Annotated in this window: 17 protein-coding genes; 9 read left to right on the top strand and 8 right to left on the bottom strand. The window is 37.5% G+C overall.

Going from position 1 to position 19,507, the window contains the following annotated elements:
- Positions 1-57 precede the first annotated feature (57 nt).
- The 4 genes from leuB to ACFJGY_RS05730 are packed head-to-tail and all read right to left on the bottom strand — an operon-like array spanning position 58 to position 4,356.
- Positions 58-1,179 carry a 3-isopropylmalate dehydrogenase gene (gene leuB, locus ACFJGY_RS05745; RefSeq protein WP_379968994.1) on the bottom strand — a complete coding sequence of 374 codons (1,122 nt, stop codon included), beginning with the start codon at positions 1,177-1,179 and terminating at the stop codon, positions 58-60.
- Entirely contained in the window at positions 1,163-1,768 is a 606-nt protein-coding gene (gene leuD, locus ACFJGY_RS05740) for a 3-isopropylmalate dehydratase small subunit (RefSeq protein WP_379968992.1), read from the bottom strand. The genes leuB and leuD overlap by 17 nt, the downstream gene beginning before the upstream one ends.
- 35 nt (positions 1,769-1,803) lie before the next feature.
- Positions 1,804-3,189: a 3-isopropylmalate dehydratase large subunit gene (gene leuC / locus ACFJGY_RS05735; RefSeq protein WP_379968990.1), complete on the bottom strand. Its 1,386-nt coding sequence runs from the start codon at positions 3,187-3,189 to the stop codon at positions 1,804-1,806.
- Between the two features lie 3 nt (positions 3,190-3,192).
- A complete protein-coding gene (locus ACFJGY_RS05730) occupies positions 3,193-4,356 on the bottom strand; it encodes a 2-isopropylmalate synthase (protein WP_379968988.1) in 1,164 nt (387 codons plus the stop codon).
- Positions 4,357-4,505: 149 nt separating this feature from the next.
- On the opposite strand from ACFJGY_RS05730, the gene ACFJGY_RS05725 reads away from it, so the two are divergent.
- The 8 genes from ACFJGY_RS05725 to ACFJGY_RS05690 all read left to right on the top strand — a co-directional run bounded on the left by ACFJGY_RS05725 (position 4,506) and on the right by ACFJGY_RS05690 (position 14,067).
- Positions 4,506-6,041, top strand: coding sequence for a hypothetical protein (locus tag ACFJGY_RS05725; protein WP_379968986.1), 1,536 nt, complete (start codon positions 4,506-4,508; stop codon positions 6,039-6,041).
- Positions 6,042-6,097: 56 nt separating this feature from the next.
- Positions 6,098-8,041, top strand: coding sequence for a threonine--tRNA ligase (thrS, locus tag ACFJGY_RS05720; RefSeq protein ID WP_379968984.1), 1,944 nt, complete (start codon positions 6,098-6,100; stop codon positions 8,039-8,041).
- Between the two features lie 69 nt (positions 8,042-8,110).
- Positions 8,111-8,641 carry a translation initiation factor IF-3 gene (gene infC, locus ACFJGY_RS05715; RefSeq protein ID WP_051259629.1) on the top strand — a complete coding sequence of 177 codons (531 nt, stop codon included), beginning with the start codon at positions 8,111-8,113 and terminating at the stop codon, positions 8,639-8,641.
- A 188-nt stretch (positions 8,642-8,829) separates the two neighbouring features.
- Positions 8,830-9,651, top strand: coding sequence for an alpha/beta fold hydrolase (locus ACFJGY_RS05710; protein WP_379968981.1), 822 nt, complete (start codon positions 8,830-8,832; stop codon positions 9,649-9,651).
- A 160-nt stretch (positions 9,652-9,811) separates the two neighbouring features.
- Positions 9,812-10,009, top strand: coding sequence for a 50S ribosomal protein L35 (gene rpmI / locus ACFJGY_RS05705; protein ID WP_034965196.1), 198 nt, complete (start codon positions 9,812-9,814; stop codon positions 10,007-10,009).
- Positions 10,010-10,123: 114 nt separating this feature from the next.
- Positions 10,124-10,468: a 50S ribosomal protein L20 gene (gene rplT / locus ACFJGY_RS05700; RefSeq protein WP_379968979.1), complete on the top strand. Its 345-nt coding sequence runs from the start codon at positions 10,124-10,126 to the stop codon at positions 10,466-10,468.
- A 76-nt stretch (positions 10,469-10,544) separates the two neighbouring features.
- Positions 10,545-11,729, top strand: a complete 1,185-nt coding sequence (locus ACFJGY_RS05695; protein ID WP_379968977.1) for a M28 family peptidase — start codon at positions 10,545-10,547, stop codon at positions 11,727-11,729.
- Between the two features lie 103 nt (positions 11,730-11,832).
- The gene (locus ACFJGY_RS05690; protein WP_379968975.1) at positions 11,833-14,067 is read left to right on the top strand and encodes a M20/M25/M40 family metallo-hydrolase; all 2,235 of its coding nucleotides are present in this window, start codon (positions 11,833-11,835) and stop codon (positions 14,065-14,067) included.
- Positions 14,068-14,409: 342 nt separating this feature from the next.
- On the opposite strand, the gene ACFJGY_RS05685 is transcribed toward ACFJGY_RS05690, so the two are convergent.
- The 3 genes from ACFJGY_RS05685 to ACFJGY_RS05675 all read right to left on the bottom strand — a co-directional run bounded on the left by ACFJGY_RS05685 (position 14,410) and on the right by ACFJGY_RS05675 (position 17,799).
- The gene (locus ACFJGY_RS05685) at positions 14,410-16,251 is read right to left on the bottom strand and encodes a T9SS type A sorting domain-containing protein (RefSeq protein ID WP_379968973.1); all 1,842 of its coding nucleotides are present in this window, start codon (positions 16,249-16,251) and stop codon (positions 14,410-14,412) included.
- A gap of 138 nt (positions 16,252-16,389) precedes the next feature.
- A complete protein-coding gene (locus ACFJGY_RS05680) occupies positions 16,390-16,998 on the bottom strand; it encodes an alpha-ketoglutarate-dependent dioxygenase AlkB family protein (protein ID WP_379968971.1) in 609 nt (202 codons plus the stop codon).
- Positions 16,999-17,022: 24 nt separating this feature from the next.
- Positions 17,023-17,799, bottom strand: a complete 777-nt coding sequence (locus ACFJGY_RS05675) for an XRE family transcriptional regulator (protein ID WP_379968969.1) — start codon at positions 17,797-17,799, stop codon at positions 17,023-17,025.
- Positions 17,800-17,888: 89 nt separating this feature from the next.
- On the opposite strand from ACFJGY_RS05675, the gene ACFJGY_RS05670 reads away from it, so the two are divergent.
- Positions 17,889-19,163 (top strand): SOS mutagenesis and repair protein UmuC, encoded by a 1,275-nt coding sequence (locus ACFJGY_RS05670; protein WP_379968967.1) that lies wholly within the window; start codon positions 17,889-17,891, stop codon positions 19,161-19,163.
- 34 nt (positions 19,164-19,197) lie between these two features.
- Here the strand turns inward: ACFJGY_RS05670 and ACFJGY_RS05665 are convergent, their stop codons facing one another.
- Positions 19,198-19,500: an ATP-dependent Clp protease adaptor ClpS gene (locus ACFJGY_RS05665; protein WP_379968965.1), complete on the bottom strand. Its 303-nt coding sequence runs from the start codon at positions 19,498-19,500 to the stop codon at positions 19,198-19,200.
- Positions 19,501-19,507 lie beyond the last annotated feature (7 nt).

The following is a 19,507-nucleotide window of genomic DNA, read 5'->3' as shown; positions in this document are numbered from 1 at the left end:
AATTTTAATTTTATATTTTACTGAATGAGAGCCGAACTAATTTCGGCTCTCATTTTTTTAGACAATCGTAGATTTTCCCAGTTGAACATTCTCGTGGTTGTAATATGACCTTTCCGAAAAACGAATATAATCCGCAATAAAATCCCCTACTTCACTGGTCGAGTAATTGATATCAGGATTCAGGTCAATCGTCACATATCTGCTTTCGATGGCATTTTCCACGCTTTCTCTCAGTTTGTTCGCCGCTTGGGTCAATTCCAAATGGTCAAGCATCATTGCTGCACTCAGGATAGAAGCGATTGGATTGGCAATACCTTTTCCTTTGGCTTGCGGATAAGAACCGTGGATTGGTTCGAAAAGTGCGTTATTACTTCCAATTGATGCAGAAGGCAACAGTCCAATTGAACCACCAATCACGCTGGCTTCATCAGAAATAATATCGCCGAACATATTTTCTGTTAGGATGACATCAAACTGTTTTGGATTAAGAATCATTTGCATCGCGGCGTTGTCGACAAACATAAAATCCACTTTGACATCCGGATATTCCAAAGCAATTTCCTTCACGATTTTTCTCCAAAGTCTGGATGTGTCGAGAACGTTAGCTTTGTCGATCAAGGTCAGTTTTTTCTTTCTTTTCTGTGCGTCTTGAAAAGCCAGATGAGCAATTTCTGTAATTTCTTCTTTTGAATATTTGCAGACATCGTAAGCGTAATCGCCATTTTCTTCGGTGAATTTTTCTCCAAAATAAATTCCGCTAATCAATTCACGATAGATCTGAATATCCGTTCCTTCGACAATTTCTCTTTTCAAAGGACTTTTTTTGATTAATGAAGCATAAGTTTTGATTGGTCTGATGTTCGCAAATAATCCCAATTCTTTTCTTAATTTAAGCAAACCTTGCTCTGGGCGTACTTTCGCATCAGGATTATTATCAAAAGTAGGGTCACCGATTGCACCGAACAAAACAGCGTCGGAGTTTTTGCATAATTCCAAAGTCTCATCTGGCAAAGGATTTCCAGTTTGATAAATCGCTTCTGCTCCCATCACGCCATAATCGAATTGGAAATTGTATTGAAAAGCTTCACCGATGACCTTCAAAATCTTTACACTTTCGTTGGTCACTTCCGGACCGATGCCATCGCCTGGCAAAACTGCTATTTTATAATTCTTGCTCATACACTTTCTGTGTTTTTAGTTCAAATTTCTGAATCGCTTCTTTTTTGCTCGTTAAAAAATCAATATCGTCGTAGCCGTTCATCAGGCATATTTTTTTGTAAGAATCCAATTCAAAACTTTCTGTTTTCTCATTGAAAGAAATAGTTTGTTTTTCTACGTTCACTATAATTTGAATTGAAGGATTTTCCGTGATGGTTTCCATTAAATCTTTCAGATAAACTTCCGAAACTTTCACTGGAAGAAGTCCGTTGTTAAGTGCATTGCCTTTGAAAATATCAGCAAAATAACTCGATACAACCACTTTAAAACCATAGTCTGTCAGCGACCAGGCTGCATGTTCTCTGCTGCTTCCGCATCCAAAGTTATTTCCTGCAACCAGAATTTCGCCTGAATATTTCGGATTATTTAAAACGAAATCTGGATTTGGTTCATTCGTATGAACATTATACCGCCAATCTTTGAAAAGATTTTCACCGAAACCTTCCTTACTGATACTTTTAAGGAAACGCGCCGGAATAATCTGGTCTGTATCTATATTTTCGCTCGGTAACGGAACGGCCTGAGATTTTATTAAAACTAATTTTTGCATACTTCTAATTCGATGTTTAAAATTCCAGATTATAATTAATTCAAATTTTCAAAAGCAGAAATTCTGCCTTCCACAGCAACTTTCGCAGCGGTTAATGGACTTGCTAAAAGTGTTCTTGCACCTTGACCTTGTCGGCCTTCGAAGTTTCTGTTGGAAGTGGAAACACAATATTCGCCTTCTGGGATTTTGTCGTCATTCATTGCCAGACAAGCTGAACATCCTGGTTGACGGATTTGGAAACCTGCATCATTGAAAACCTTATCCAATCCTTCATCATAAATTTGTTTCGCTACTTTTTGTGAACCAGGAACAAGCCAAGCGATAATATTTTCAGCTTTTTGCTTTCCTTTCACATAATCTGCAGCAGAACGGAAATCCTCAATTCTAGCATTAGTGCAACTTCCGATGAAAACGTAATTCACTTTGATGTCTGACGTGGATTGTCCGGCATTCAGTCCCATATATTTCAAAGCTTTTTCTTCGGATTCGTTTTGAGCTGTCGGGATTTTGGAATCGATAGAAATTCCCATTCCGGGATTGGTTCCGTAAGTTATCATTGGTTGGATATCTTCTGCCGAGAATTCAAATTCTTTATCAAAAACGGCGTCAGAATCGGACTTTAAGGTTTTCCAATAGTCTACTTTTTCAGTCCATTCTTCTCCTTTTGGTGCGAAGGTTTTATCTTTCACATAGTCGAAAGTGGTTTCGTCCGGCGCAATCATTCCGCCTCTCGCTCCCATTTCGATGCTCATATTGCAGACAGTCATTCGGCCTTCCATAGACATTTCTTCGAAGACGGTTCCTGCATATTCACAGAAATATCCGGTTCCGGAATCGGTTCCGACTTTCGAAATAATATAAAGAATCACATCTTTCGGCTGAACATCTTTATTCAGTTTTCCGTTGACAGAAACCCGCATCGATTTTGGTTTGTTCATCAATAAACACTGACTCGCAAAAACCTGAGCCACCTGACTTGTTCCAATTCCGAAAGCGATTGCTCCAAAAGCGCCGTGCGTGGAAGTATGACTGTCTCCACAAACAATGCTCATTCCCGGTTGTGTGATTCCCAACTCGGGCGCAATGATGTGAACAATGCCTTGATATTGATGACCAAGTCCGTACAACTCGATGTTATTTTTGTCGCAATTTTCTGTCAGTTGCTGAACTTGCGTTCTCGATAATTCATCTCTGATGGGCAATTCCTGTCCCAAAGTAGGAACGTTGTGGTCGGCAGTCGCCACAATCTGATTTGGACGAAAAACTTCCAAACCTCTCGCTTCCAATTCCGCAAACGCTTGCGGACTCGTCACTTCGTGAATCAAATGTTTATCTATGTAAATCACTTGAGGCCCATTTGGAACGGTTTCTACAACGTGTGCGTCCCAAACTTTATCAAATAGTGTTTTGCTTTGGCTCATTTTCTATCCAATTTTTTGATTAAATGATTTCATCATAAAGCTTAAATCATCATTATTAACTTCTTTTTTGGTATCGGCAATTTTCAAAAACTCCTGATACAAAAAGTCCAGTTCCACTTTTGTCACATCAAAACCTATATTCTTGAATCGATAAGCCAAAGCAGAACGTCCGCTTCTCGCCGTCAAAACAATAGAAGATTCATCGATTCCGACTTCTCTCGGGTCGATGATTTCGTAAGTTTCCCTGTTTTTGATGACGCCATCCTGATGAATTCCGGAGCTGTGCGCAAAGGCGTTTGCACCAACGATTGCCTTGTTTGGCTGAACCGGCATTCCCATCATTTCTGAAACCAGATAACTCATTTCGTTCAGCATTTTAGAATTAATATCAGTATGAAAATTAAGATTTGGATGTTGCTTGATAATCATCACAACCTCTTCCAAAGCTGTATTTCCGGCACGTTCGCCAAGTCCGTTGATGGTACATTCGATTTGTCTCGCACCGTTGATAATTCCTGAAATTGAATTTGCGGTTGCCATTCCAAGATCGTTGTGACAGTGGCAAGAAAGAATCGCTTTGTCGATATCTTTTACGTTTTCTCTTAGGTATTTTATTTTTCGTCCGTATTCTTCCGGCAGACAATAACCAGTGGTATCAGGAATATTAAGAACCGTTGCGCCGGCTTTGATGACTTCTTCACAGACTTTAGCAAGGAAATCATTATCAGTTCTGCCTGCATCTTCTGCATAGAACTCGACATCATCAACAAAATTTTTAGCATATTTCACCGCTTCAATTGCTCGTTCCAAAACCTGCTCTCTTGTCGAATTGAATTTGAATCTGATATGTGAATCAGATGTCCCAATTCCTGTGTGGATTCTTGGTCTTTTTGCATATTTCAAAGCTTCTGCAGCGACTTCAATATCTTTTTTGTTGGCTCTCGTCAGTCCACAAACTTTCGCATATTTTACGATTTTTGAAATTTCCTGTACAGACTGGAAATCGCCTGGACTGGAAATTGGAAAGCCAGCTTCTATAATATCAACGCCAAGAAAATCGAGTTTCTCGGCTATAATTATTTTTTGTTCAGTATTGAGTTTACATCCGGGAACCTGCTCACCATCTCTCAACGTCGTATCAAAAATTTCAATTTTTTCCGGATTCATAATAAAGTTTTTTACCTAATTTTGATATTCAAAAGTAGAATTTGATTTATTATATCTGATTGATACTTTCCAAAAAATACAATATTCGACTCCTTTAAAATAATCGATAATAAATTAATTATCAGTTATTTATATATTTTAAATTTACAATGTCAGAATTACAGAAAGATTTTTTATTTGTTTTAATTAAGTCACTTTCGACGTCGGAAAAGCGTCAATTTAAGTTGTACGTGAACCGACTTGGAATTAATGTCGATGCCAAATTTCTTTTACTTTTTTCTGAATTGGACAAAATGAAAGAGTATAACGAGGAGATTATTATTGATAAAAAAATATCGTCGAAACAGCAACTTTCAAATCTCAAAGCGCATCTTTATAAACAAATCCTGGTAAGTCTGAGACTGAATCCAAGTCATCAAAACAGCAGAATCCAATTGCGGGAACAACTTGATTTTGCAACGATTCTTTATCAAAAAGGTTTGTACAAACAAGCTTTAAAAATCCTCGACAAAGCGAAACAATCTGCATTAGATTTAGACGAAAAAAGCATTGCTTCCGAAATCATTGAACTCGAAAAAGTAATTGAATCTCAATTCATTACAAGAAGTATTGATGGACGTGCAGATGAATTGATTTTGCAATCGACTGAAATCAATAAACAAAATAGTTACGCCACTCAACTTTCCAATTTGTCTTTGAAATTATACAGCGAAATGCTGACACATGGTTACATCAAAAATGATGAAGACCGAGATAAAATCCTTGATTTGTTTGATAAGAAAGTCAAAAAGATTGACCTTAATAAACTTAATTTCACGGAGAAACTTTGGTATTTCAAAGCGCACGTTTGGAAAAATCAGCTTTTACAGGATTATAAATACACTTTAAAATATGCTTATCAATGGGTAGAATTGTTCCACAATAACCCAGAAATGATAAAAAATCATCCGGTTTGGTACATCAAAGGAAATACTTATCTGTTCAAAATTTTGTTTCTGTACGGCAATATTAAAAGGATTGAAGAAAGTTTTGAGAAGTTCAGTCGCGTTGTAAAATCGGATACTTTTATTCATAATGAGAATTCGCAATCGTTGATTTTCCTTAATTATTATAATACCAAAATGAATCTTTATTTCATCAAAGGCGATTTTTTCGGTGGCACAAAGATGATTCCTGAACTGGAATTAAAAATGGAAAAACACCGCGACAAGATAGATGAACATCATTTTCTCATTCTTTATTTGAAAATTGCATCGATGTATTTTGGCAGTAAACAATATACAAACACCATCAAATATGGTTTGAATATTATTAATTCAAAAGGAAATATTCAGGAGGATTTGCTTTTCCACACGCGGATTTTGATTTTGATGGCGAAATTTGAAGCAGGCTTTGATGATGATTACGATGACTTTGTGAAGAGCACGATTAAGTTTGTGAAGAAGATGAAAAATCCTGGCGAATTACATTTTAAAATCGTCGATTTCTTTAAGAAAATCAATGACCAAAATTCTAATGCACAACTTTCGACTTTTAAGGAATTCGAAAAACATCTGCAAGAATCGGAGAAAAACCGATACGACAAAAGAACGCTCGTCTATATCGACATCCACGGCTGGGTAAAATCGAAAGTCAGAAATGTGGACGTCATCGAGATTATAAAAGAGAAAGTTAAGCTAAAATAAATCCGGTTTTTTCTCTAAAAAATCACTATTTTTGCATCCTAAAAATTTCAGTCATAATGCTAAAAATTACTCTTCCTGATGGCAGCATCAGAGAATATGAAGGAGCAGTTACTCCACTACAAGTTGCACAAAGTATCAGTGACGGTTTGGCAAGAAACACCATTTCTGCCGTCGTAAACGGAAAACAGACAGAAGTAGACACCACGATAACGGAGGATTCTACCTTGCAACTACTGACGTGGAATGACGATATGGGAAAAAAAGCATTCTGGCATTCTTCTGCCCACTTGCTTGCTCAGGCTATTATGGAATTTTATCCGGAAGCTAAGCTAACAATTGGACCTGCAATCGCTAACGGATTCTACTATGATGTAGATTTCGGAGAAGAACCTTTGTCTGAAAAAGACTTCGAAAAACTGGAAAAGAAAATCTTAGAAAATGCTAAGAAAAATTCGACCTTCAATCTTCGTGAAGTTTCCAAAGCTGACGCATTAAAAGAATATGCAGACAATCCTTTCAAAACTGAATTGATTGAAAATCTGCCTGATGGCGAAATTACTTTTGTAACACACGACAACTTCACAGACCTTTGTAGAGGCGGACATATCCCTTCCACAGGAATCGTAAAAGCTGTAAAAATATTAAATGCAGCCGGAGCTTACTGGAGAGGCGATGAGAAAAATCCACAGCTGACCAGAGTTTACGGAATCTCCTTCCCTAAACAAAAAGAATTAACTGAATATCTTGAAAGACTGGAAGAAGCGAAAAGAAGAGATCACAGAAAATTAGGGAAAGAACTTGGGATTTTTGCATTCTCAGAAAAAGTTGGTGCCGGACTTCCACTTTGGTTGCCAAAAGGCGCTGCGCTTAGAAAAAAATTAGAAGAATTCCTTTCCAAAGCTCAGAAAAAACAAGGCTATGAATTCGTGATTTCTCCACACATCGGATCAAAGGAATTATATGTGACTTCCGGGCATTGGGACAAATATGGTGCTGACAGCTTTCAGCCAATTAAAACACCAAATGAAGGTGAAGAATTTTTATTAAAACCAATGAACTGCCCTCACCACTGCGAGATCTACAAAGCCCAGCAATGGTCTTACAAAGATTTACCAAAACGTTATGCGGAATTCGGAACGGTTTACAGATATGAGCAATCCGGAGAATTGCACGGCTTGACAAGAGTTCGTGGATTCACTCAGGATGATGCGCACCTTTTCTGTACGCCAGACCAGTTATTACAGGAATTTGAAAAGGTAATTGACCTTGTACTTTACGTTTTTGGTTCACTTGGATTTGCTGATTTCACAGCTCAAATTTCATTGAGAGATCCCGAAAACAGAGAAAAATATATTGGTTCCGATGAGAACTGGGAAAAAGCAGAAAACGCCATCGTAACTGCTGCAAAAGCAAAAGGTCTGAAAACCGTAACTGAATATGGCGAAGCCGCTTTCTATGGTCCGAAGCTTGACTTTATGGTGAAAGATGCTTTGGGAAGAAGCTGGCAGCTGGGAACAATCCAGGTAGATTATAATTTACCGGAAAGATTTGACCTTTGGTACAACGGAAGTGACAACGAGAAGCACAGACCAGTGATGATCCACAGAGCGCCATTTGGTTCTATGGAACGTTTCATTGCGATATTAATTGAAAATACAGCGGGTGATTTCCCACTTTGGCTGAGTCCGGAACAGTTCACTATTTTGCCGATCAGTGAAAAATATTCAGATTATGCAAAAAAAGTTTCAGAATCATTGGAAATTCACGATATTTGCGGATTGATAGACGACAGAAACGAAAAAACGGGTAAAAAAATCCGTGATGCCGAAATGAAAAAGTTACCATTTATGCTTATTGTAGGTGAGAACGAAGAAAATAACGGTACGATTTCTGTAAGAAGAAGAGGCGAAGGTGATTTGGGAGAAATGACATTAGATGCATTCATCTCTTACTTTAAAGAGCAGGCAAAACCGGCATTTGAATTAGGAGCAAACCAATAAGCTGACAACAAATTATTAATTTTAAAATTTAAAACCATAGCACTAAAAAGAAACAACAGCAGAGGCCCGATGAGACGTCCAGTCCAAGAAGACCTCCATCAAATCAACGGTAAGATCCGTGCTAACGAGGTGCGCCTTGTTGGTGACAATGTGGAACCCGGAGTTTATCCTTTATCAAAAGCTTTAGAAATTGCAAGAGAGCAAGAGTTGGATCTTGTAGTGATTTCTGATAAAGCAGAGCCTTACATTTCTCGTATCCTTGATTATAAAAAATTCTTGTACGAGCAAAAGAAAAAAACCAAAGAACTAAAAGCGAAGCAGGTAAAAGTAGTTGTAAAAGAGATCAGATTTGGTCCTCAGACTGATGATCACGATTATGACTTCAAGAAAAAGCACGCTGAAAAATTCCTGGAAGAAGGCTCTAAACTGAAAACTTATGTTTTCTTCAAAGGACGTTCTATCATTTTCAAAGATCAGGGAGAAATTCTTCTTTTGAAATTGGCTCAGGATCTGGAGCACGTTGGCAAAGTAGATCAGCTTCCTAAGCTTGAAGGAAAAAGAATGATTATGATGATGAGCCCTAAGAAGCCTGCAAAATAATATTGACCACATCAATTTTTATATAGAACCTCAAATTAGTTTTTGAGGTTTTTTTTATTTTTAATCTTTTGAAAGATTTTAACTTAGGTTAAGATTCGTTAAATTTTCTCGTGCTACATTTGCTAAAGAATTAGGACAGAAAAATAATTATAAAATAAATTAATCACTAACATTAAAAAGTAAAAACGATGAGCACACTAAAATTAAAAGACGGAACAGAGATTTTTTACAAAGATCAGGGACAAGGACCAACATTGATGTTTCACCACGGATGGCCCTTATCATCAGACGATTGGGATGCACAGGTAATCTTCTTCCTGCAAAAAGGCTACAGAGTGGTGACACACGACAGAAGAGGACACGGACGTTCTAGTCAGGATATCTACGGTCACACCATTGAACAGTATGCTGCAGATGCTGCAGAATTGGTAGAATTCCTTGACCTGAAGGATGTTGTCCATATCGGACACTCAACAGGTGGTGGAGAAGTGATCCGTTATGTTAACAAATATGCGAACGGAAGAGCTAAAAAAGCAGTATTGATCAGCGCCGTTCCGCCGATTATGGTAGCAAGCGACAGCAATCCCGATGGTGTTCCGATGTCAGTTTTTGACGGCATCAGAGATCAGACCCTTAACAACAGACAGCAGTTTTATATCGATTTGACTTTCCCTTTCTACGGCTACAACAGAGAAGGCGCTGATGTGAAAGAAGGCATCCAGAGAAACTGGTGGAGACAAGGAATGATGGGTGGGATCGTGGCTCATTACGACGGCATCAAAGCGTTTTCTGAGACTGATTTCCGAGAAGACTTGAAAAATGTTGATATTCCGGTTTTGGTATTGCACGGAGAAGATGACCAGATCGTTCCTTATCAAAATGCCGCTTTGAAATCAATCAAATTACTGAAAAACGGAACGATAAAAACGTATCCGGGTTTCCCTCACGGAATGCCAACCACAGAAGCAGCTACTATGAATAAAGATCTTTTGGAGTTTATTGAAGCATAAAATTCTAGTACATTATAAAATTAATCTGCATACATCCAATGTGTGCAGATTTTTAATGTCTTAGTTTCATAATTTTTTTGTAATTTTGCAAACTATTATTCCTGAATACGTTTAGGATAATGAAAATAGATATTGATAACAAAATATAAAAAGCAAAACAATGCCAAAATTAAAAACGAAATCAGGTGCTAAAAAGCGTTTTGCTCTTACCGGAACCGGAAAGATCAAAAGAAAAGGTGCTTTCAAAAGCCACATCTTGACGAAAAAAGAAACTAAGCAAAAGAGAAATCTTACGCAAACTTCTTATGTTGCAGAAGTGGACAAGAAAAGTGTACTACGTCAATTAGCGTTAAAGTAGTTTTTATAAATCATTTCGGTTTATAAGAATTAGAACAATTCAACAATTAACCCTGAAACGGTGCACCTAAGAGTAATGAAAATTACCGCCCTTTTCAAAAAAACAATTTAAATTATGCCAAGATCAGTAAATTCTGTAGCGTCCAGAGCGCGTAGAAAAAAAGTATTAAAAAAGGCTAAAGGTTTTTTCGGTAGAAGAAAGAACGTTTGGACTGTAGCAAAAAATGCGGTAGAAAAAGCAATGCAATATGCTTACCGTGGTAGAAAAGAGAAAAAAAGAAGTTTCAGAAGCCTTTGGGTGATGCGTATCAACGCTGGTGCAAGAGAACACGGACTTACTTATTCTCAATTAATAGGAGGTCTTAAGAAAAACAACATCGAGCTAAACAGAAAAGTTCTTGCAGATCTTGCAATGAATCATCCAGAAGCTTTCAAAGCTGTTGTAGACTTAGTAAAATAATTACAAATCTTTGTTATCAATATAAAATCCTGAGAATTATCTCGGGATTTTTTTATTTTTGCTAAAATTATCATTAATGATTAAAAAATCTATCCGTTTATTTATTTTTCTGACACTCGTTCAACTTACAAATGCTCAGACTTTCATCCAGGCTTATCAGGACAGAGCCAACAAAGTTTCTCAATCCAATGTCAATACTTATCTTCAGGAGTTTGAAGCTTTGGGTGTCAAAAGAACGGGAACCGCTCAGAACACAAACGCTTTTAACTGGATCAAAAATAAATACACTTCTTTTGGTTACACAACAGCGAATTTTCAGGAACAATCCTGGACCAGCAACGGATATACTTCCAAAAACTTAATCGTAACCAAAACCGGAACGCTCTATCCTAATAAGTTTGTAATAGTCTGTGGACATTTTGATTCTATCAATGGTCCGGGAACTAATGACAACGGAAGCGGAACTTCTATTATTCTGGAACTTGCCCGTATTCTCAAAGATATCCCAACAGATTATTCTATCAAGTTTATCCATTTTTCCGGTGAAGAACAAGGACTTCTTGGGAGTTCCAGATATGTTTCCCAAATCGTAAACGGAACCAGTCCGAAAATGGATATCAAAGTGGTTGTAAACCTGGATCAGGTTGGTGGATTGGCAACAAAAGCAAATACGAAAATCTATTGTGATAAAGATCAAAGTTCTCCCACAAGTAATAATGCTGCAGCTGCATTAGTGGTTCAGGAATTAGCGAACTGCACCACGTTATACTCTCCACTTGGTGTTGATTTTGATCCGGCAGAAAGTACAGATTATGTTCCTTTTCAGCAGAATGGCGAGATCATCACGGGGTTCTGGGAATATGAAGGTGGTTATAATAATCCTTATGTTCATACTGCAAATGATCTTTATGTGAATATGGATCCAGTCTATGTTTATAATGTGGGCAAAGCGGCGGTTGGTGCCATTCAGCATTTTGCTGTTGCTTCTACTACAACTTTGGCCGTAGAAGACATTTCAACTTCAAAAGTTTTGGAATCTGTAGAGTTTTATCCAAATCCGGCAAACAATATTTTGAATTTGAAAATATCTGATACTTCCAAAGTTTTTACATTTGAAATGACAGATATGAGCGGAAGCCAGATTTTAATTAATAAAGAAAATATAAGCAGGATTGACATTTCACATTTGAAACCCGGCGTTTATCTTGGAACCATAGCTATGGATAATGAAAAAACCACAAGGAAAATCATTATAGAATAAATTGAAAATCTACCATAACAAAAATCATAAGCCTTATCCTTGAGGCTTATTTTTTTATCATTATCAAAAAGATTAGATTTGTTCTCAATAAAAATCAGACTTTATGTTTTTATCAAAATCCAAATTAAAGCAACTTTCGACACTCTCATTACTTGGGATTTCCACATTATATTTCGCTCAGGAAAAGAACCTGAAAAACATTACCAAACTGACATTTGGTGGCGACAATGCCGAAGCTTATTTCTCTCCAAACAGCAAAATGCTGACCATGCAGGTAACGAATCCCGCAATTGGAGCGCAGTGTGACCAGATCTTCCTTTATGACCTAACTCAAAAACCGGCAGAATCTAACCTGAAAATGGTTTCTACAGGCAAAGGAAGAACAACCTGTTCCTTCTTTATGCCGGATGGAAAACATATCATCTATGCCTCAACGCACAAAAGTTCCGAAGCTTGTCCGCCAAAACCTGCACCTAGAAAAGATGGGAAATACCTGTGGCCGGTGTACTCTGATTTCGAGATTTATGAAGCTGATCTTAATGGCAATATTACAAAACAACTCACAGATTCTAAAGGTTATGATGCCGAAGCAGTGGTTTCGCCGGACGGAAAAAAGATAGCTTTTACGTCCACGAGAAGCGGAGATCTGGAAATCTGGATTATGGATATCGATGGAAAAAATCTGAAACAGCTGACTCGTGGCCTGGGTTATGACGGTGGCGCTTTTTTCTCTCACGACAGCAAGAAGCTGGTTTTCCGGTCTTCCCGTCCGAAGACTGAAGAAGAAATCAAAGATTATAAAGAACTGCTTGCAGAAAACCTGGTGGCGCCAACGGCGATGGAAATCTATACCATGAATATTGACGGCTCGGATCTGAAACAAATTACCAATTTGGGTAAAGCCAACTGGGCGCCGTATTTTCATCCATCTGACAAGAAAATCATTTTCTCTTCTAATTATCATTCGACAAGAGGGTATGATTTCCAGTTATATATGATCGATCTTGACGGGAAAAACCTACAGCAGATCACTTATGAAAGTGAGTTCAATGCATTCGCTATGTTTTCTCCGGACGGGAAAAAATTAGTTTTTGCAAGTAACAGACAAGGTGAAAAACAACACGAAACTAATGTTTTCATCGCAGATTGGATAGATAATGATCCGGCAGAGCTGGTAAATGAAGATCAACTGAAAAAGCACATTTCATATCTTGCTTCGGATGAACTGAAAGGAAGACTGGCAGGTTCTGAAGGTGAAACAAAAGCGGCAAATTATCTTTCTGCAGAATTCAAAAAGTTAGGATTGAAGCCTTACGAAGGAAAAGATTTTATCCAGAATTTTGAATATGATGTAAAACTGAATCCCCACGATGATAAGTCTTCAACACAAGTCAAAGGCAAAAACGTGATCGCAGTTCTCGACAACAAAGCAGAAAAAACAATTGTGATCGGCGCTCATTACGATCATTTAGGACTTAATGAACATCATAATTCTACACTTGCAAACTCCGAAGGACAAATCCACAACGGTGCTGATGATAATGCTTCCGGATCAGCGGCAGTCCTGGAATTGGCAAGATTATTCTCTCAAAACAAAACCAAAGAAAAAGTCAATTACGTTTTCGCATTATTCTCAGGTGAAGAAGACGGTTTGATGGGTTCTAAAAAACTGGCAGAAACCATCAAAACAAAATATCCCAACACTGTTTTTATGATCAATATGGATATGGTTGGGAGACTTAACAAAGACAAAGACCTCACAGTTGGCGGCGTTGGAACCTCTCCTATCCTTCCGGATCTGGTGAAGAAATACAAACCTGCGGGTATCAATCTGGCGTTGGACGAATCCGGTGTAGGACCAAGCGACCACACTTCTTTTTATCTGAAAGATATTCCTGTTTTATTCCTGTTTACAGGGACTCATACGGATTATCACAAACCGAGTGATGATGCCGATAAGATCAATTATCCGGGAGAAAAAGTGATTACTAATTATATATTCAACCTGGCAAATGCGTTGTCTGATGAGAAGGAAATTCCGTTTGTTAAAACCAAGATCTCTACAACGAAAGCAGTTCCTAAGTATAAAGTGACTTTGGGAATCATGCCAAGCTATGCAGACAGCAAAGATGGGATGACGATTGATGGTGTGATGGACGGTAGACCGGCTGCCAATGCAGGAATAGAACAAGGCGATGTCCTTACCAAAATCGGAAAATGTGAAGTGAAGGAAGTCTATTCTTATATGGATTGTCTTTCCAAGATCAATTCCGGGGAGGAACATTCGGTGACTGTAAAACGCAACGGCGAAGAGAAAATATTGAATGTGAAATTTTAAAAAACAAAAAACCCGATTGAAATTCAGTCGGGTTTTTTTATTGATTTTATCTGAAAATATCATTGGTTTTTATCACTTAAAAAAGCAAAAAAACGACCTTCTGCAAAGCCGATGGACAGGACGTTTGCGAGGACACCCCAAAAAGCACGTACCTTTTGATGAAAACCTCCGTACCTTTTAATGAAAACCTCCGTGTCTTTTTATCAAAACATACGGAGGTTTTTTGCAAAAGGCTTATATCTTTTAAAATATTGCCAAGAAAATAAATAAAAAACAGCAGCGACAATTTCGTCCGCTGCTGTTTGAATCTTATATGGTTAGTTGTTGAAACGATCTAAGAAATTACTTCTTAATGAATTTCTCCACAACATCTGTTCCTTTAATTTTCAACAGATAAACACCTTTGCTGAGTTTAGAAACATTGATGACATTATTGTTGGCATTAATATTAGCTTCAGAAATCTTTCTGCCTTCCAAGCTGTAGATCTCTACTGTTTCCGTCTTTTTGAAATCCATCGAAACGGTTAAATTGTCGGTCGCAGGATTTGGATAAACAGTCACTGAATTTTTATTAACATCTGCTACAGCCAGATTGACACATTGATAAGCAGGAAGTGTGTAACCGGAAGTTGTCAATTCTTCGGTAATAATAGCGACATCATCACAGGTGAATCCGAAAGTTCCGACCATATCAATAGCAGATTGTCTTACCGCAACAGCAGCGGTCTGCTGGGTCGAAGAAGAGTTCGTCAGGCTAAGACCTTCCAGGAAAATACGATCAGTTTTCTCTTTGCCAATTCTGTTATAGATTCTCATCAGGGAAGTAGCCCAGATCTGTCCATTGATATGGATATAAGAAGAATTATTGATTGTGCTTGTAGGATATTTTGGTGCATAGTTGGTTACGCGGCCATCCCAGCATTCGTTATGACCATCCCAGCTGAACATCCAGTTGTACTGAGGTTCAGAAGCTGACCATTGATTAAGACTTCTGCTATAAGACATCGCCCAGTAATCTCCGGAACCTTCGCCTAAACCTTGGGAAGAAGAAGATTTGTTACCCGTGATCCAATAATGGATTGCGTGCCCAAACTCGTGCAAAACCACATCTGCATCTTCTGCATCATCCACACAACCTTCTCCAAACGCCAGTCTCTGTGTACTCGGAAGGAAATGTGAGTTGTCATCGCCGCTCAGTCCGTGTGGATCAAAAAGTAAAACGCCATTGTTCAAGGTTGATTTGCAGACAATTCCTAATGTTTCATTAATATAAGCCATACTTCTGTCCAAGTGATAGAAGGCATTCACTGCCTCGAAGCCCTGATCATTTCTATTGAATAAGAAATCCGGAGAAGCCTGAGAAAAAAGACCTGTCGCCGGTGATTCAAAATCGGCAACCTGTACATATTTGCTTTTCAAACTGTATGTTCCATTCGAAAAAGTAATATCCGGTAATGACACCAAACTTCTGGCTGCATCTAAGCTTGCATTGGTGGCGTCATTGTTATCTACATAATTTCCGCCATAAGCCACATGAGCTACTGACAAAGGATCCGGATTGAAGATATAAGCTGTTCCCGCGGCTTTAACTTCAGCCTGTTTATCCGGATTTTTTTTCTTTGGTTTGTCTTTATGATAATTGGCAATATCCAGGATTCTAATGATCTCTCCGGAGTGTGCATCTACCATTATTTCCCAATCTCCAGGCGTCTCATAAGAATTGATAACGACTCTGTGAACCAGTTTTGTTTCTCCTTCTTCTGTTACAAATACGTAAAGATTATTTTCCTGATAGGTAATCTCACCGGAAATTTTAGCTCCGGTTTTAGCTTTTTCAAAAGCATCGGTCTTGCTATATGTTGGGATTGTGTTGATTTGTTTTAATTTTTTTGAGACAGGAACTTCTGTAGCAAATGTTACTTCTCCCAACTTATTAAAATGAATTGCAACATCGCCTTCATAAACCGGAATTCCGTTGATTTCCTGCTGAAATCTTAGTGTCTCTCCTGATAAACTTTTTCTTGAAGATTTAAAATTAAATTCGTCGTGGGAAGTTGTCCCGATCTTATTGGCATTTTTTGTAATCCAGTCTTTTGCTTTCGATTCAAGGGTTGTTGTCTGAGCATACATCGTAGAAAATGTCAATGCAAAACCCGCAACTAAAAAGTTGATTTTTAAATTCATAAGTATTTTTTAAATTCATTTGCAAAATAATAATTTTTAGCTGAATTATTACTTTTAATGTTAAAAAAGTACTTATTTAATAAAAAAAAATAAAAATTAGACCTTAATTATGATCATAATTTTTCAAAGAAGCTACAATTATAATTCACGGATTTGACGAAAAGTCAGATTAATACGCGGTTTCATTGGTCTCATTGATTTGGCAATCCGATGTTCCCAATTTATCTGTAGATCTCCTTTCATTATGAGAAGAGAACCGTGTGGCAGCGGCAGGCTATATTTATTTTGGTGATCATCCTTTTTTCTAAAATCAAAATTCCTCCTCTGTCCAAGACTGACAGAAGCAATGACAGGACGATTTCCCAATTCACTCTCCTTATCCCGATGCCAGGCCACAGAATCGTTCCCGTCTCTATAGAAATTGAGCAATACAGAATTAAACTTGTAACCCGTCAATTTTTGGATTTTATATCTCAAGCCTAAAAGTTCCGGTGTCCAGGCATTAACACTAAATTGATTGCCTCCCAAATGATAAGACTTATCATCATCGCCATACCAGGCAGTAAGACGCGGCGTCAAAACTTCCTTATCATACATTTTTTGTATCCCTTGTTTCCAGGGTACGGTTTCTATTAATATCTTTTCAAGTGCGGTTGCACGGTCTTCAGATAAAAAGTGTTCGGTGTAATCCAGTAGTTCTACCGGAAACTGATAATAATCGCCTGCATCAAATAAACTGAGTTGCATATAAGTATTTGAATATTTTAAAATTTATTTTAGTTTGGACACCTTATTATCAAGATCCTGAATATCTTTTCTTAATTCCGAGAACATATCCTTCAGATTATAATTATCAAAGTTATCCGGTTCAAAATCTTCCGGAAAAATCCCCGATGCATATTGCCAGATTTCCAAGATATCGCCCAACGGAATCTCATAAGGTTTATAAAAAGAATTGTCCGCTGCAACCTCGATAGATTTTTTCTTTTGAGCTTTGAATCGTTTGTAGGAAATCCCATCATTCAGGGTGACGAAAATGTAGCTTTTGTTGACCTTCAGATCCTCAATATCTTCAACATATTTCCCAATGATGAAAGAACCATCCTTGAAAGGCGGCATAGAATCGCCCTGTGCAGGGAAAGCTCTATATTTTCCATTCGTAAGAAATGGCAACGAGATTCTTTGAAGACTTTCTATATATTCTGGGTCGCTGTAACCAGAGAGGTAGCCCATTGAAGCTTTTTGAGGAATAATTTCGATGCTGTTGTTTCCCAGTTGATCTACCACTACCGGAAGCACAATTCTGTTATCCGGAAGATTGATCATTGCTTCCAAAGGATATTTTCTAATGTCCACTGTTAAAAGCAAATCAATGCTGATATGAAAAAACTTAGACATTGTAATGAGAACATCATACGGCGGTTCGGAGCGTCCGTCTTCATAAGAAACGTACCGCGATCTGGTGATGATTAATGTATCTGCCAACTCCTGTTGAGTTGTCATCTTCTTAGCTCTTAAAAACCTGATGTTATCTGAAAAAACTGACATTGTTATAATTTGTAACAACAAATATAATCATTTTGTTTTAAAATGTAACTAACTTTGACATCAAGATATTTCATCTTTTAAATCATAATATGTACGCACTACTCGACTGCAACAACTTCTTTGTTTCCTGCGAAAGAGCTTTAAAGCCAGAGTTTAAAGAGAAGCCTGTTGTCGTACTTTCTAATAATGATGGCTGTGTCATTTCCAGGAGTAATGAAGCAAAAGCTTTAGGAATTCCAATGGCTGCACCGGCCTTCAAGTATAAAGATCTTTTTGCAGCAAATGACGTAAAAGTATTTTCTGCAAAGTTCGAACTGTATAATTTTTATAGTCAGGAAGTAATGAGAATTGCGAAGAATTATGTGATGAAGTATGAAGTTTACAGCATCGATGAATTGTTTCTTGATTTTCAGGGCTTCAGGTATTTTGATCTATATGAATATTGCTGTAACATCAAAAAAGACATTGAACATCAACATAAAATTCCAGTAAGCATCGGATTAGCTCCCACCAAAACCTTGTGCAAAATTGCCAATCACATTGTAAAAAAAGAAACTGAGAAATATCCTGAGGGCGTTTATATAATGGATTCTAAAGAAAAAATAGAAACAGCACTAAAAGAATTAGATATCCAGAATGTCTGGGGAATCGGGAGAAAATTAGGCGCAAAAATGCGGGATAACGGCGTTCATAAAGCTTGGGATCTTTTACAAAAGCCGGAAATCTGGGTGCGGAAGATAATGGGAATTCAGGGAATCAGAATGATTAATGAATTTAAAGGAATTCCACAATTGGAACTGGATCAGCCTTCTGATAAAAAATCCATTATGGTAAGTAGAAGCTTCATGAAAATGATCTCTAACAAAGAAGAATTGGCAGAACGTGTGGAAACTTTTGCCATCTATTGCGCCGAGAAATTAAGGAAACAGAATTCCTGTTGCAAAGTGATAAGCGTTTTCATTCAAACCAACCGATTTCGAAAAGAATTAGGGGAATATAAAGATGGATTTTCTATCATCCTACCAAATCCCAGCAGTTCATCCATTGTATTAGCTAAGTTTGCCCATTCGATTTTTGAGGCTATTTATAAGGAAGGATTTCATTACAAAAAAGCGGGTGTGATGGTTTCGGATTTTGTTCCGGACAATGAAAGGCTGATTAATCTTTTTGAAAAAGATGATGATGCGAAACACATTCCTATTATGAAAGCCATTGATAAGCTTAATCTGAAATACGGTAAAGACAAGATCAGATTGGGCGGAATGTCCGGAAAAAACACTTATGGAAGGGCGATTCTCTCTCCGGAATATGAAGAATTTTTGAAAAAAAATACATTACCGGAAGCAAATTACAGATTTCAATAAAACAAAAAACGATCACAAAAGCAATCGTTTTATTTTATACTATTTCGGAACTAAGACCCTTATCAAGCAATGCCTGATGCATCGGTTTTAGTTTTTCTAATGATCCTGTTTTTACAGTGCATTTCCCTTTGTAATGAACCAGCATCGTGCATTGCTCTGCTTGTTCTAAAGTATGTTCACAAATTTCTATCAAGCACATAATCACATAATCGAAGGTGTTGACATCATCATTATGAAGTACTATTTTATACACTTCATCTTCCTGTTCCAAAACCAGTACATCCTCTTCGTACTGGCGTTTTGGCTCATCATAAGATTTATTATTATAGATTTTCATCTTAATA

It is taken from the genome of Epilithonimonas sp. UC225_85, from assembly GCF_042695135.1.
Lineage (GTDB): Bacteria > Bacteroidota > Bacteroidia > Flavobacteriales > Weeksellaceae > Epilithonimonas.
The sequence above is the reverse complement of the archived record's forward strand: the minus strand, read 5'-3'. Positions and strand labels throughout refer to the sequence as shown.